Source organism: Actinomycetospora sp. (assembly GCF_036497245.1).
Lineage (GTDB): Bacteria > Actinomycetota > Actinomycetes > Mycobacteriales > Pseudonocardiaceae > Actinomycetospora.
The window spans coordinates 20022-34641 of sequence record NZ_DASXJS010000077.1; the positions used below are offsets into that span (position 1 = coordinate 20022).

A 14620-nucleotide genomic window follows, 5' to 3' on the forward strand; every position below is an offset into this window, starting at 1 on the left:
TGGCCCTCATCGTGCTGGTGATCGTGCTCAACATCCGCTGACGGATCAGCTGACCACGCCGGCGCGCATCGCGAGGACGACCATCCGCGCGCGGTCCCCGGTCCCGAGCTTGCGCCCGATGCGCGAGAGGTGGCTCTTCACGGTCAGCGCGGAGAGCCCGAGGTCGGAGCCGATCTCGTGGTTCGAGTGCCCGTCGGCGACGGACTGCAGGACCTGCACCTCGCGGGCGGACAGCTCGCACGGGGTGTCGTCGACCCCGGGGACCCGGGCGCCCCCCGCCGGCCGCGGGCCGGGAGCGTCCGACTCGAGGAAGCGCCGTGACGCGCCGCCGAAGCCCACCGACGGCGTCGTCAGCAGGTATGCGAGTGCGCCCGCCCGGAACGCCTCCCGCGCGGCCGCGGGATCGTCCGGACCGCCGAGGACGACGGTGCGCCAGCCCTGCGCGCGGAGATCGCCGACGAGGCCGAGCGCGCCCCCGTCGGGGAGGCTCAGGTCGACCACGGCGAGATCGCACGGCGGGCCGCTGAGCACGCGGGCCCTCGCGTCCGCGGAGGTCTCCGCCTCGAGCACGTTGCCCGCGCCCGCGGTCACCAGGGAGCGCGCGACGACCTCGCGCCGCTGCGGGTCCCCGTCGACCAGGAGCACCGAGATGCGCTCGGGGATGGTGCCGGCCGGCGCACCTGCGGCGTCGCCGGCGGGCGTGAAGAACCTCCCGGTCACCGGCTGTTCGGCGTGCGGGAACCGCGCGGCCGGGACGGTGGGGGCGACGGCCGTCGTCGACGCCGGCCCGACGACACTCCGTCGGGTGGCGCCGAGCACCGACGAGGTCGGGTCGGCCGGCCGGGTGAACGACTGACGGTCCATGAGCGGGAACACACCACTCCATCGGCGGACCCCCGATCAGGCTTGAGTCCCCGGAACGAGATTTTTCGAGACTTCCGCGAAACCGCCCCTGACCTGCGGTTCAGCCCTCCGGAATCCAGCGGGGCGAGCGCTTCTCGGCGAACGCGGCCATGCCTTCCTGTCCCTCGTCGGAGGCGAAGTACTGCGCCGAGAGGCTCAACATGGCCTCGAAATCGGCGGCCATGTCATCGGCCGGACGGCGGCGCAGCATGGCCTTGGTGCCGGCGAGGGCGGCCGGTCCGCCGCGGGCGAGCATGTCGGTGTAGCGGTCCACCTCGGCGTCGAGCGCGTCCGGGTCGACGGCGCGGTTGACCAGACCGATCGCGGCGGCCCGGTCGGCGTCGAAGGTCTCGCCGGTGAGCATCAGCTCCTCGGCGGCCCGGGGGAGCAGCCGGGGCACGACCGGTACGGAGATGACGGCGGGCACGACGCCGATCCGGACCTCGCTGAAGGCGAACGTCGCACCCTTCCCTCCTGCGCCCGCGCGCGCCGCGACCGCGATGTCGCAGGCGGCGACCAGGCCCACCCCGCCGGCGCGGGCGGGGCCGGCGAGCCGAGCGATCACGGGCTTCGCGGAGTGCCAGAGCGTCTGCAGGATCGCCGGGACCTCCTGCACGCCCTGGTCCCCGGCGCCCGCCCCGCGCGACTCGCGCAGGTCCATCCCCGAACAGAACACCGTTCCGGTGTGGGTGAGGACGACGACCCGGACGGCGTCGTCGGACAGCGCGGCGTCGAGGTGCGCGCGGAGTTCGCGACGCAGCTGCGCGGAGAGCGCGTTGCGGTTCGTCGGCGAGTCCAGCGTGATCGTCGCGCGGCCGGAGTCGACCTCGAGGTGCACCAGTTCGGTCATGGTCGCCGAGTGTGCCGGGGGCAGGCGCGCGACTCACAGCGGCCGGCGGTTGCCCGTGGTTCCGCCCGCCGAAACGTCGCAGCGTCACTCGAACGGGTGGGTACGGCGTTGAGACGTGGACGACATCGACGGCGCCGACGCTCGCTCCGCCGTCCCAGGTGAACGCGATGCGGTGTGGTGTACGTCACGGGAACCGTTGCGCTGCGCGTAGCGACGCGGGCACACGGGGTTTTGACGTCCGTGTGTCGCCATGGTCAAGTTCCGGTCATGCACACCGCCCGGCGATTCGCGATGCGACGCCACGTCGACCTGCGTCTGCAGGCGAGCGCGCTGTGTGCCGGGTCGGCCGGCTGAGCTTCCCCGATCCTCCGGCCGACACCCACCGGGTCCTCGTGACCCGCTGACGGCCCGGTCGCTCGCGACCGGCGTTCCGTCCCCGGACTGCCCGCTCGCGGCCGCCCGGTTCTCTCCCCCTCCTTCGCCCCGCCATGCGGCGGCGTGGCGGCGCCCCGCGTCCGCGTCTGACAACGCGATCGCGGGGCGCCGCCTGCGAGGAGGGCCGAGGTGCTCTCCGACGTCCTCCCTGGCAGGCGTGGCGTCGAGGAGCACCGCAGTTCGACCCGTTCCCCGATCAGAGAGGTTCCCGCACGTGGCTCTCCATGCCAAACACCCCGCTACCCCGGTTCTGACTCCAGCGGCACGCGCCGTGCTCGGCGGTCTCGCCGGCTCGCTCGCCGTGCTCACCGCCGGTCCCGGCCTCGCCGGGACCGCGTTCGCCGACGCCACGTCACCCGACGCGACGGCACCCGGTGCTGCCCAGTCCGGTGCCGCCCCGTCCAGTGCTGCCCAGTCCGGTCTCGGTCTGCCCGCTCTGCCCGCCCTGCCGCCGGTGCAGGGACTGCCCACCGCGGGCGTGCTGGGTCCTGACCCGGCCGCCTCGGTGGTGGGCGGTGCGCTGTCCTCGTCCTCGCTGCTGGACAGTGACTCAGCGACGACGCCCGACGACCCGACCCCGGCGCCGGAGGGCGCCCGGTACGGCGCGAAGCCCGACACGGTGATCGGGGGCGTGCCCGTCGAGGGCACGCTCAACTCCGTCGAAGGCGCGAACGCGATCATCCCGGGCTCCGGGCCGAAGGACTACGCATGAGCGGCGGCGGTCGGCACCGCCGACTGCTGGATCGCCTCTCGCTGCGCGCCAAGATCGCGACGGTCGTCGCCGCGCTCGCGGTGATCGCCGGAGGCATCGTCATCCCGACGGCGCTGAGCGCGCAGGCCGACATCGTCCCCCAGCGCCAGACGGTGAAGGGGTCCGACGGCAAGGACTACTGGGTCGAGAACCACGTGGTCCCCGGCGCGCAGGAGGAGTCCCAGCAGGCCGCGCAGGGCGTGGGGAAGCGTCCCGAGTACCTGGTGGTGTGGACCGGCGACGAGAACGCCGCCGACACCGCGGTGCCCACGATCAAGAAGCTGCCCGGCTCGCTGGCCAAGCCCCTGGACGCCGTGCGGAACGCCACGCCCGGCCCGGACTTCATGGCCGTCATCGACGCCACGACGGGCTCGCCGGCCTACGGCAAGGTGGTGAACACCGCGACCGTCGGGCCCCTGGTGGAGAACGAGCCGCACCACATGCAGTACGCCTGGCACAAGGGCAACAAGGTCTACGCCGGTGGCCTGTTCAGCGCCGCGACGTACGTCTTCGACGTCAGCAAGCTGCCGGCGGTCGGCCTCTCGGGGATCAGTCTCCCGACGCAGACCGCGTGCGGCTCGGTGCCCGACGCCTACTGGGTCAACAAGGACGGCACGGCGTACGGCACCTACATGGGCGGCCCGATCGCCCCGGGGCCCTGCCGCTACACCCACGGCGAGGTCCGCTCCGGCAACGGCTTCGCCGGCGCGCCGGGCGAGGTCGTGAAGTTCGACCAGACCGGCAGGAAGATCGTCGAGTCCCCGGCGGCGACGACGACGCCGGAGGACCCGAAGCAGTGCCTCAACCTGCCGGCCCTGTCGTCGCCGACCTGCGCGAACCCGCACGGCATCCAGGTCCGCGAGGACCTGAAGACGATGGTGACCAGTGACTACGCCGAACCGAGGACGATCATCCTCGACCCGGTGAAGGCGCCGTCGCCGCAGTTGCGACGCACCACGCTGCGGACCTGGGACATCTCCGATCCGACCCATCCGAAGGTCAGGTCGGTGAAGTACATGCCGGTGGGGCCGCGAGCGAGTGCGACGGACGCGCTCCACAACGAGAACCGGGCGATGATGGAGACCACGGTCACCAACCAGCCCGCGCACCAGGGCGCCTTCACGATGTCCATGCAGGGCGGCGCGATCTTCTACACGCCCGACATCACCGCGAAGGACCCGGTCTGGCGCGAGGTCTACGACCTCACGGCCGCGGTGAAGAAGCTCGATCCGGCCGCCACCACGGGTTCGGGGCTCAACGGTGGCTGGCTGCAGACCAGCCCCGATGACAAGACCCTCTATCACGCCGTGATGGGTCGTCAGCCCGGTGCGCTGGGCAAGAACGACAAGGGCACCGCGGGCGGCGTGATCGCGCTGGACATCTCCCAGCTGGTCGGGACGGGAACGGGCACGACCTGCTCGGTCACCACCCCGGCCCAGGAGACCGATCCCGGCCCGGGCTGCCCGAGCGAGAAGAGCGTGCTGCCGATCAACCCGGATCAGAAGGCGGGCGGCCCGCACTGGGGCGCCCTGGACACACTCGATCTCGGCAAGGACGGCTTCTACCACGAGACCGACGAGCCGACGCGGCTGTCCACGGCGAACTACTTCGTCGCCCGGACCGGCCTCGACGGCGACCACCGGGTCTGCATGGAGGACATCGGCAAGAACGGCCAACTCTCGCTCGACACCGCGTTCAAGGACGAGAACACCGGTGAGCCGTGCATCGACTTCAACCGCGCGAACTGGCCGCACGGCCCGTTCGGCCACGCGAAGCCGCACTCGCAGCTCTTCGTGACCGCTGATGGTGACGTCAAGTAGCACGACCACGGCGCCCGCTCCGGAGGCGTCGACCCTCCCCGACCCGTCGCAGGACGGGTCGGGGAGGGTCGGCCCGCCGGCCGGCCGTCGTGGAGCTCTGCTGATCGCGGGCGCCCTCGCGCTCGCGACCGTGGTCGGCCTCGTCGTGCTGATCACCACCGGCGTCGCGGCGAGTCCCGATGCCGGCCCCGTGGTGCTGTCGTTCGTGGCGGTGCAGCTCGCGCCGGCCTCGATCGCCGTGCGTGTCGTGCTCGTGGTCGCGAGCGCCCTCGTCGCCGGGCTGGGCCTGGCACGCGGGGTGGTCGGTCCGACGGCGACCGTCGCGCTCCGGGTCGCCGGGGTGGTGGCGGCGGGCGCGCTCGTCGTCGCCGGGATCCTCGGTGACGCCGGGTGGCCCGCCGTCGCGGGTCACGTACTGCTCCTGGCCCTCGTGGTGCTGCTCCCGCTCGGATCGGCCGTCGTCGCGGCAGCGCTGCTCACCACGACCGTCGCCCTCGAGGTGGCGGTGGTGCGCTGGGGCCCGGCCGCCGTGCTCGAACTGCTCGCCGCGGTGGTGCTCACCGTGGCGCTCGGTGCGGCCACGACGGTCGCGACCCGGGTGATCGACGGGGCGACCCGTCGTCGGGTCGCCGTGCTCGGGGTGGGCGCATCGGTGGTGGGTGCCGCGATCGGCATCGCGGCCCTGCTCGTCGACGGTCCGGCACTCGCCGACCTGTTCGGCGGTGCGCACGGCCCGGTCGCGATCGCGGTCGCCGTCGCGCCGCTGGTCGGCGCCGGACTGCTGGGTCCGTTGCTCCCGGTGCCGGCGACCGCCGGCGACGGGACAGCACAGGGCTACGCCGAGCGGCGTCGCGAGCTGGCCCGGTGGTCGGCAGGGGCGCTGGCCCTCGCGCTGGGCGCCGTCGCGGTCCTGGGTGCCCTGCCCGGGACCCCGCAGGCGCCGGTGGCGGGCCGCGCGCTGCTGCGGCCCGTCACGGTGGGTGTGGAGCAGAAGGCGGTCCTCGTCGCGCCGACGGCGGGGGGGCCGACCCTGATCCGCCTCTCCGATGCGGCCGACCAGGACCCGTCCGCGCAAGCCATGAGCGACATGGACGGGATGGACGGGATGGACGGGATGGGCGGGATGGACGGGATGGGCGGGATGCCTGCCGTCCCCGCACCCGACCGGGCCGGCTACTCCGTCTCTGCCGGGGGCGCCCCGGCGGCGTTCACGTCACGCCCGGGTGCGCCCGGACAGTGGGCGGTCGTCGACGTCCCCGCGGGCACCGACGAGCTCACGCTCACCGGCCCGCACGGCACCGCGACGGTGCCCGTGACGACGGGGCCCGCGGCGCCCGCCGCGGCGGCGCTCGCCGGTCCGGACGGGCCGGAGTGCGCGGACGCGCTGCTCGGCGATCTGCTGGGCGGCGGCTCCGGGGTCGCCTGTCCCTCGACGGCGCTCGCCCCCGGCGACGCCCGGGAGATCACGGCGACGGTGACCGATCTGCACGCCCGCGGGCTGCGCTCGATGTTCCTCGCCGGTGACGACTCGGCGCGCTCGCGGGCCGCCGTCGCCCTCGTCCGGGACACCGCGGCGAGGATCGGGCTGGCGATCGCCGACGTCCCGCACCCCGACGACGGGCTGCTCGTGCTGTCGGGCTGGGAGTCCGCGCACGGCACGCTGACCGACGTCACGGCGCGGGCCACGCGCACGCCGACCTTCACCGGCGGCCAGTTCCTCGCGCCGTGGCTGCTCACGCCGGGGGTGCTCGCGGCGGGCTCGTCGACGATGTTCCCGCTGCCGTTCACCCCGCAGGAAGCCGATCCGCGCGGCTACGCCGCGCTGCTCACGATGGTGTCGGCGGACGCCGCTCCGTCGTCGTCGGGCTACCTGGCCTGGGCGCATGCCCGCGGGCTGCCCGACGGGCCGGCCCGGCTCTACGCGGCCGCGGCGATCGACGTCATGCCGGGCATGCCCGGCATGAACCACGGCGACCGTGCCGGGGCCTGGTTCCCGGGCGGCGCCGTCGTCCCGCTCTCCGGGCCGCTCCCGTGATCCCCGTTTCCCCGTCCCCCGCACCCGTGGAGGTGTGCATGACCACCGTCCCCGCCACCTGGCCGAGACGCCTGCTCGGCGGCCCCGGCCATCAGGTCGAACCGACGTTCACCCGTGCCCCGACCGCGTCACCGGCCAACCGGCTGGTGGTCGCGATCGGGCTCGTCATCTGGGTCGCGCTCGCGGCCGCGACGTGGGGTGTGGCCGGGCCACGCATGGCCGGGGTGCTCGGCCTCGGCCTCGCGCTCGGCTTCACGCTGTTCCACTCCCGGTTCGGGTTCACCGGGGCGTGGCGTCAGCTCGTCGCCGTCGGGCAGGGCGCCGCGTTGCGGGCCCACATGCTCATGCTCGCCGTCGCGACGGTGCTGTTCTCGATCATCCTGCCGTTCGGGCTGAGCCTGACCGGGTCGGCGACGCCGATGCTCAACCCGGTCGGGATCCCGCTGTTCGTCGGCGCGTTCCTCTTCGGCGTGGGCATGCAGATCGGCGGCTCGTGCGCCTCGGGCACGCTGTTCGCGGTCGGATCCGGGCAGACGACGATCGTCTACACCCTGGTCGGGTTCGTGCTCGGGTCGATGGCCTCGATCGCGACGTTCACGTTCTGGACGAAGACCGTGCCGCAGGGCCCGACCGTGAACCTCGCGGCGACCCTCGGCTACCCGGGCGCGCTCGCGGTCTCGCTGCTGGTGATGGGCGGGATCGTCGCGGCCACGTACGCGATCGCGCGCCGCCGTAACCCGCCGCCGGTCGAGGCGCCGCCCACCGATCGTGGCGTGCGGCGACTGCTCCGCGGCTCCTGGCCGCTGTGGATCGGGGCGGTGCTCCTCGGTGTCCTCAATGCCGGCGTGCTGGTGGTCTCCGGGCAGGCCTGGGGCGTGACGTCGGCGTTCGGCCTCTGGGGATCGAAGATCGCCGGGGTGCTCGGCGCCGACCCGACGAGCTGGGCGTACTTCCACGTGCCGGCGAACGCGAAGTCGCTGGCCGGGCCGGTGCTGGCCGACCGGGTCTCGGTCCTCGACTTCGGGATCATGGCCGGTGCCCTGGTGGCCTCCGCGCTCGGCGGGGCGTTCGTCCTCCACCGGTCGGTGCCCTGGCGCACGATCGTCGCCGCGCTGCTCGGCGGCGTCCTCATGGGCTACGGCGCGCGCCTGGCCGGCGGCTGCAACATCGGCGCCTACTTCTCCGGCATCGCCTCGTTCAGCCTCCACGGCTGGCTGTGGGGCCTCACGGCGCTCGTCGGGACCGTCGCGGGTCTCGCCCTGCGCCCCCTGTTCGGACTGGCCAACCCCAAGCCGTCCGACTCCCGTTGCTGATCTCGAAGGGATCTCCCATGCACACGATCACCCGTCTCGTCGCCGGCGCCCTGGGCGCCGGCGTCCTCGCCGCGACCGGCGCAGGCGTGGCCTCCGCGGCCCCGGCGTCCGACGACACCGCGTCCGGCGCCACCTCCGGCACCGCGGGGAACGGCCACCTCGCGCCGGAGCCCGGCGGCACGGCGACCTATGTCCTGCCGGGGGTCGCCGCCCCGCTGCCCGATCCGACGCTCGGCGTGCCCGAGCTGCTGCGCGTCGCGGTGGCCCCGCTGGCCGTGCTCTCGGACGTCTCGGGGGAGAGCGCGCCGGCCAAGTCCCAGGGCGCGACGGACGCGCCGGGCTCGCCCCGGTCCGCCTCCGGATCGGGCGGGTACTGATGACGGGCTCCCGTCCCCTCATCCGGCGGGCCGGTCCGGACGCCGCGGGGGCGGGGGCCCTGCTCGTCGCCGTCGGGCTCACCGCGGCGTGCCTGCGCTCGCCGGTCACCGCCGTGGGCGCCGAGCTCGGATCGCTACGTGCCTCCCCGGCGCTCGGCGGCCTCGGGCTCGGCGCGCTGGGGGCCGGGGTGCTCACCGCGATGCCGCTGGCGGTCTTCGCGGCCGCAGGCCTGCTCGCGCCGGCCGTGGTCCGTCGCCTCGGCCCGCGGGCGGTGGTGCTCGGGGGCCTGGCCGTGATCGCGGCCGGGCTGCTCGCCCGTGCCGCGGCCGGGTCGGTGACGGCCGTGCTCGCCGGGACCGCGGTGGTGCTGGTCGCGGTCGCGTGGATCAACGTCGTCCTGCCGCCGCTGGTGGCGACGCGCTCGCCCTGGGCGACCGGGGTGTTCTCCGTCGGCGTGCTCGTCGGGATCGCCGCCCCGGCGGCCCTCGCCGTCCCGCTCGGTGCGGCCACCGGGACGGGTTGGCGGGGCGGGCTCGGCGTGTGGGCGCTGCTCGCGGTCGCCGCCCTGGCCGGGTGGGCGTGGTCGGGGACGGCGCGGCCCGGCGTCGGGGGAGACCCGTCGTCGGCGGCGGCGGAGCCGGTGACCGCACCGATCGCGGTCGACCGCCGCCGCCCGGTCGCGCTTGCCGACCGGCCCCGCCCGGTCGCGCTCGCGGTGTTCTTCGGCGCGCAGAGCCTCGGCGCCTTCGCGGTGATGGGCTGGCTGCCGCAGGTCTACCGCGACGCCGGGATCGCGCCCGGCGTCGCGCCGGTGCTGCTCGCCGTCACCGTGGTCCCGGCCCTGCCCGCGGCGCTGCTGCTGCCGTCGGCGGTGCGCCGCGGGCACGGCACCGCGCTCGTCGCCGGGGTCGGGACGGCGCAGGTGCTCGGGCTGGCGGGGCTCGCGGTGGCCCCGGCCGACGGGGCGTGGCTGTGGGCGGTGCTGCTGACCACGGCGCACTGGGGCTTCCCGCTCGCGATGGCCCTCATCGCCCGGCGCGCCGCGGGCGACGCCACCCGCCTGTCCGCGCAGGTCCAGGGGACGGGTTACGCGCTGGCCGTGGCCGGACCGCTGCTGCTCGGCCCGCTGCACGACATCACCGGCACCTGGGCCGTCCCGCTCGCCCTGCTGCTGGCCGCCGCGCTCGTCCAGGTCGCGGCCGGCCTGCGCGTCACCCTGGCCGACCCCGGGCCGCCGACACGTCCCCGCTCGCTGTCGGCGAGCCCCGTCGCCACCACCGTCCCGCTCCCCGTGCAGGTCCCGGAGGACCCCCGATGACTCTCGCCACCGCCCCGCCCGCCGCCCTGCCCCGCGTGTTCGACGCCGGGGCTCCGGTCGCCCTGCCCGACGGGCGCCGCGTTCCGGTCGCGGCACTGAACAACGCGGCGACGACCCCGCCGCTGGCCGCGGTCGTCGACGCCGTCGTCGCCATGCTCGGGGAGTACGGCGCCCTGCACCGCGGGTCCGGGCCGCGGGCGCGCGCCACGGTGGACGCCGTCGAAGAGGCGACCGCGTCGATCGAGCGGTTCCTCGGGCAGCCCGAGGCCAACACGCTGCTCTTCACGACCAACACGAGCGCGGCCATCAACCACCTGGCCCGGCTGCTCGACCTGGGCCCCGACGACGTCGTCGTGACCTCCGAGATCGAGCACACCAGCAACAACCTCCCGTGGCGCCACCAGAGCGCGGCGCAGGTCGTCGAGGCCCGCGCGGACGACGCGGGGGCCCTCGACCTCGGGCATCTCGCCGAGGTGCTGCACGCGTGGCGGGGTCGGGTCCGGATCGTCGCCGTGACCGGGGCGTCGAACCTCACCGGGTACCGGCCCGACCTCGCGACGCTGGCGAGCCTCGCCCACGACGCCGGGGCCCTGCTGTTCGTCGATGCCGCGCAGCTGGCCCCGCACCGGCGCATCGACATGGCGGCGAGCGGAGTGGACGTCCTCGCGTTCTCGGCGCACAAGGTCTACGCGCCGTTCGGGCTCGGCGTGCTCTCGCTGCCGCGCGCGGTGCTCGACCGGCATCCTGTCGACCCGGGCGGCGGCTCCATCGACATGCTCGCTTCCGACGGATCGGTGCTGTGGGCCCCGCCCGCCGAGCGGCATCAGACCGGCACGTGGAACGCCACCGGCATCGTCGCGCTCGGTGCGGCCGCTGCGGCGATCCTCGACGCCGGGTGGGACGCGATCGAGGCGCACGAGCGGGCACTGACCCAGGTGCTGGTGAACCGTCTCGCCGCGGTGGACGGCGTGCACCTGACCGTGGATCCGGCGCGCTACGGCGTCGAGGACCGGATCGGCGCGGTCCCGTTCCGGGTCGACGGGATGCATCACGCGCTGGTCGCGTCGGCGCTCGAGGCCGAGCACGGCGTCGAGGTCCGCGCCGGGACGATCTGCAACCACCGGCTGGTCCGTCGCTGGGTCGGCGCCGACGACGCCGAGCAGGCCCGGATCGAGGCCGCGATCGCCGGTGGGGACCGGCTCGCGAGCTACGGGGTGGTGCGCGCCAGCCTCGGGCTGCAGAACACCGGGGCCGACGTCGACCGGTTGGTGGCGGGCCTGCGTTCGCTGGCGGCCGAGGGCCCGGCGTTGCGCTACCGCCCCGCGCCGGCGCAGGAGTGTTGGGTGCCCGGCTGGTAGGTGGGCTTCGCCCTGGTGAGCGCGGACCGCACCTATGTCCACCCCCAGCGCCGGGCGACCTCCGGGTGCGAGCGCACCCAGCCGCGTACCGCGTTGTCGCCGTACGCCGCGTGCAGCGGGTTGTCGGGATCGTGCGCCGGGTCGAACGCGTCGGGGTCGAAGCTCTCCCCGAGCTCGGCGACCAGGTCCGGGGGCAGCGTGAGCGGCTCCACGACGGCGTCGAGGCGCGGCCCCAGGAAGAACGGCACCGAGTACCGGTCGACGCCGGGCGCCGGGCTCGTCACCCGGTGCCGGGTGGCGGTGAGGTAGCCGCGGGTCGCGACCTCGAGCATCTCGCCGATGTTCACGACGTACCCGCCCGGCACCGGGTCGGCCGCGATCCACGCGCCGGGCGTGCCGTCGGGGGCGTCGGGCAGCTGCACCTGCAGGCCGCCGACGGTGTCCTGGTGCAGCAGGGCGAGGAACCCGTAGTCCTTGTGGGCGCCGACGCCCTGACGGCTCGTCGTCCCGCCCGGGTAGTGGACGATCTTGAGGTGCAGGTGGGACTCCTCGTCGAACCAGCGGTCGAAGTGCTCCGGCGCCTGGCCCAGTGACTCCGCGAGCGCGCGGAGGATCTCGCGGCTGACCCGCAGCGCCTCGGCCTGCCAGGCGAGCACCGCGGTCCGCAGGCCCGGGAGCGCCGCAGGCCACCGGTTGGGCCCGACGAGCCCGGTCCAGGCCGGGTCTCCGTCGTGGCGGGCGAGGGGCTCGCCCTCGGGCCCGACGTCGATCTGCTCGCGCTGGTCGGCCCGGCCTCCGGTCTGCTCGGTGCCGACGCGGCTGTACCCGCGGAAGTGCGGGGAGCCGGTGTTCTCGATCGCCCGCCGTTCGGCGACGGGCAGTGCGAAGAAGCGCCGGACGGTGTCGTCGAGCGAGGCCTCCAGCCGCGGGTCCACCCCGTGACCGGTGACCACGAAGAAGCCGACGTCCCGGGCCGCGCGGCGCAGCTCGTCGAGGAACACCTGCCGGTCGGGGCCGTGCAGCCGGCGGAGGTCGAGCACCGGGAGGGTGCTCGGCGACCCGGCGGGGCGTGACAGGAGCTCGCTCATGTCACCGAGTCTGCGTCAGGCGGGACGGCCGCCGCCACGTGTGCACGGCCGCCGCGCTTCCCAAGATCAACAGACCTGCACGGGTGCCGGACAGCCGCTGTCGCACCCGTGCAGGTCTGTTGATCACCCGAGCCGGCCCTGCGCCCGGGCAGGCGGCTAGCTTCCCGCCACCGGGGCTCGCACCGGCCGGTCCGAGGGCTCCAGCACGACGTCGTGGCGCACGCCTCCCGCGCCGACCGTCACCGTCTCGGCCCGTGGGCGGTACCCGGGGGCCGAGCAGATGAGCAGCGCCGAGCCGGGGCGGGCGCGCAGGGTGAACGCACCCTCGGTGTCCGTGCGGGCCCGGCCGAGCTGGCGGCCGCTCGGGTCGGTCGCGGTGAGGGTCGCCCCCACCGGACGGCCGTCGGTCGCGGTGACCCGCCCGGTGACGACGCCGCCGCCGTCTGCCGCTGGAGCGGGACGGGCCGGAGGCGGCGCGGGTGCCGTCGGGAACTGCCGCTCGGTGTGATCGTTGCCGGAACCGTTCCCGACGACGGCGGGCGCGGGCTGCGTCGCGACCGGTGCGGGGGCGTGGTCGACGGTCGGCGCGGGGAGCGCCGGGCCGGCCGGGTCGCCCTCGGCGGGCTCGATGCGCGCGGCGACCGGCTCGTCCTGGTGGACGTACTTCGCGCCGCGGAAGAGCGAGGCGATCGCGCCGACCAGCGACACCGCGATGGCGACGGCGAAGACGACGACCAGGCCGTCGTGGAAGGCGCCGGTGACGAGGTTGGGGAAGAACGACTTGCCGACCAGCGTCGCCGCGTTGTCCGGTGGCAGCGCGCCGAGCACCTGCGGTCCGAGGATCTCCTGCATCGGGTTGTAGCCCAGGAATGCCGCGAACAGGGTCCCGACCGGTGGCAGCCCGGCGACCTGCTGGGCGACGCCCGCCGGCACGTTCTGCGCGGTGAGGCCGGAGAACAGGGCCGCGGGCATCGAGTTGGCGAGCCCGGCGATGAGCATCGAGAAGAAGATGCCGATGGACAGGGCCATGCCGGAGTTCTGCAGCGTCGACATCATGCCGCTGCCTGCGCCGCGCTGGTCGGCGGGCAGCGAGTTCATGATCCCGGTCATGTTCGGGGAGATGAACAGCCCCGAGCCGATCCCGTTGACGAACAGGATCGTGGCGAAGACCCAGTAGTTGAAGTCGGTCGGGACGAGCAGCAGCCCGACGAAGGTCAGCGCGACGATCACGAGCCCGCCGGTCGCGAAGAGCCTCGCCCCGAACCGGTCGGAGAGCACGCCGGAGATCGGCGCGGACACCAGGAAGCCGATCGTCAGCGGCAGCATGTAGATCGCCGACCACAGCGGGGTCTGCTCGTACTCGTAGCCGTGCAGCGGCAGCCAGATGCCCTGCAGCCAGATGATCAGCATGAACTGCAGGCCGCCGCGGGAGAGCGCGCTCATCAGCGTCGCGACCAGGCCCGAGGAGAACGCCCGGATCCGGAACAGCTTCAGGTTGAACATCGGCTGGTCGACGCGCGTCTCGACGAAGCAGAAGATCGCGAGCACGACGACGCCGACGATCAGGCAGCCGAGGACGAACGGGTTGGTCCAGCCCTCGGCGTGACCTCCGTAGGGCTGGATGGCGTAGATGACCCCGACGAGCAGCAGGATCAGTCCGATCCCGAAGGTCAGGTTGCCCCACCAGTCGATCTTGTGGGAGCGACGGCCCGCGGGGTCGCGCAGCGTCTTGTAGGCCCAGATGGTGCCGAGCACGCCGAAGGGCACGCTCACCCAGAAGACCAGGCGCCAGTCGACCTCGGAGAGGACGCCGCCGACGAGCAGACCGATGAACGAGCCGCCGATCGCGGCCACGGAGTTGGTGCCGATGGCGAACCCGCGGCGCTCGGCCGGGAAGGCGTCGGTGAGGATCGCGGTCGCGTTCGCCATCAGCATGGCGCCGCCGATGCCCTGGACGACCCGGATGAGGATCAGCCAGAGCGCTCCGCCGCCCCCCGAGAACGGGTCGAGCGCCAGCGCGATCGAGGCGATCGTGAAGACCGCGAAGCCGGAGTTGTAGATCTTGGCTCGGCCGTACATGTCGCCGAGCCGGCCCAGCGTGACCACCAGCACCGCGGTGACCAGCATGTAGCCCATGATCATCCACAGCAGGTAGCTGATGTTGCCGGGCTGCAGGGGGTTGATGCCGATGCCGCGGAAGATGGCAGGCAGCGAGATGAGGACGATGGAGGAGTTCATCGTCGCCATCAGCACGCCGAGCGTGGTGTTCGACAGCGCGAGCCACTTGTATCCGGGGTGGTCCGGGTGGGTTCGCGAGACGGGCCCGGCGGTTGCCGTCGTCATGGGCGGTCCCAGTTCTTTAGTGCGGGCA

The 14620-nt window shown here is 74.3% G+C and carries 11 protein-coding genes; 7 read left to right on the forward strand and 4 right to left on the reverse strand.

The genetic code is table 11. The features are described 5' to 3' along the window. Positions 1-45: 45 nt before the first annotated feature. Positions 46-663, reverse strand: a complete 618-nt coding sequence (locus VGI02_RS08510) for a LuxR C-terminal-related transcriptional regulator (protein ID WP_331626911.1) — start codon at positions 661-663, stop codon at positions 46-48. A gap of 301 nt (positions 664-964) precedes the next feature. Then, entirely contained in the window at positions 965-1753 is a 789-nt protein-coding gene (locus VGI02_RS08515) for an enoyl-CoA hydratase-related protein (protein ID WP_331626873.1), read from the reverse strand. A 706-nt stretch (positions 1754-2459) separates the two neighbouring features. Between VGI02_RS08515 and VGI02_RS08520 the strand changes: the two genes are divergently transcribed. Genes VGI02_RS08520 through VGI02_RS08550 form a run of 7 tightly spaced genes read left to right on the forward strand, consistent with a single transcriptional unit; the run spans position 2460 to position 11161 of the window. Next, a complete protein-coding gene (locus VGI02_RS08520) occupies positions 2460-2900 on the forward strand; it encodes a hypothetical protein (protein WP_331626874.1) in 441 nt (146 codons plus the stop codon). Next, on the forward strand, positions 2897-4759 hold the full coding sequence (locus tag VGI02_RS08525) for a selenium-binding family protein (RefSeq protein WP_331626876.1): 1863 nt from the start codon (positions 2897-2899) through the stop codon (positions 4757-4759). The genes VGI02_RS08520 and VGI02_RS08525 overlap by 4 nt, the downstream gene beginning before the upstream one ends. Further along, the gene (locus VGI02_RS08530) at positions 4743-6794 is read left to right on the forward strand and encodes a hypothetical protein (RefSeq protein ID WP_331626877.1); all 2052 of its coding nucleotides are present in this window, start codon (positions 4743-4745) and stop codon (positions 6792-6794) included. Before VGI02_RS08525 ends, VGI02_RS08530 begins: the two co-directional genes overlap by 17 nt. A 38-nt stretch (positions 6795-6832) precedes the next feature. Then, complete coding sequence (locus VGI02_RS08535) at positions 6833-8107, forward strand: YeeE/YedE family protein (RefSeq protein WP_331626878.1); 1275 nt, start codon at positions 6833-6835, stop codon at positions 8105-8107. A gap of 17 nt (positions 8108-8124) precedes the next feature. Beyond that, the gene (locus tag VGI02_RS08540; protein ID WP_331626879.1) at positions 8125-8484 is read left to right on the forward strand and encodes a hypothetical protein; all 360 of its coding nucleotides are present in this window, start codon (positions 8125-8127) and stop codon (positions 8482-8484) included. Further along, positions 8484-9803 carry an MFS transporter gene (locus VGI02_RS08545; protein ID WP_331626880.1) on the forward strand — a complete coding sequence of 440 codons (1320 nt, stop codon included), beginning with the start codon at positions 8484-8486 and terminating at the stop codon, positions 9801-9803. Before VGI02_RS08540 ends, VGI02_RS08545 begins: the two co-directional genes overlap by 1 nt. After that, a complete protein-coding gene (locus VGI02_RS08550; RefSeq protein WP_331626881.1) occupies positions 9800-11161 on the forward strand; it encodes an aminotransferase class V-fold PLP-dependent enzyme in 1362 nt (453 codons plus the stop codon). The genes VGI02_RS08545 and VGI02_RS08550 overlap by 4 nt, the downstream gene beginning before the upstream one ends. A 32-nt stretch (positions 11162-11193) precedes the next feature. Here VGI02_RS08550 and VGI02_RS08555 read toward each other — a convergent pair whose 3' ends face one another. Together VGI02_RS08555 and VGI02_RS08560 are read right to left on the reverse strand one after the other, a co-directional pair. Continuing rightward, on the reverse strand, positions 11194-12249 hold the full coding sequence (locus tag VGI02_RS08555) for an isopenicillin N synthase family dioxygenase (RefSeq protein WP_331626882.1): 1056 nt from the start codon (positions 12247-12249) through the stop codon (positions 11194-11196). A gap of 156 nt (positions 12250-12405) precedes the next feature. After that, the gene (locus VGI02_RS08560) at positions 12406-14592 is read right to left on the reverse strand and encodes an MFS transporter (protein ID WP_331626883.1); all 2187 of its coding nucleotides are present in this window, start codon (positions 14590-14592) and stop codon (positions 12406-12408) included. Positions 14593-14620 lie beyond the last annotated feature (28 nt).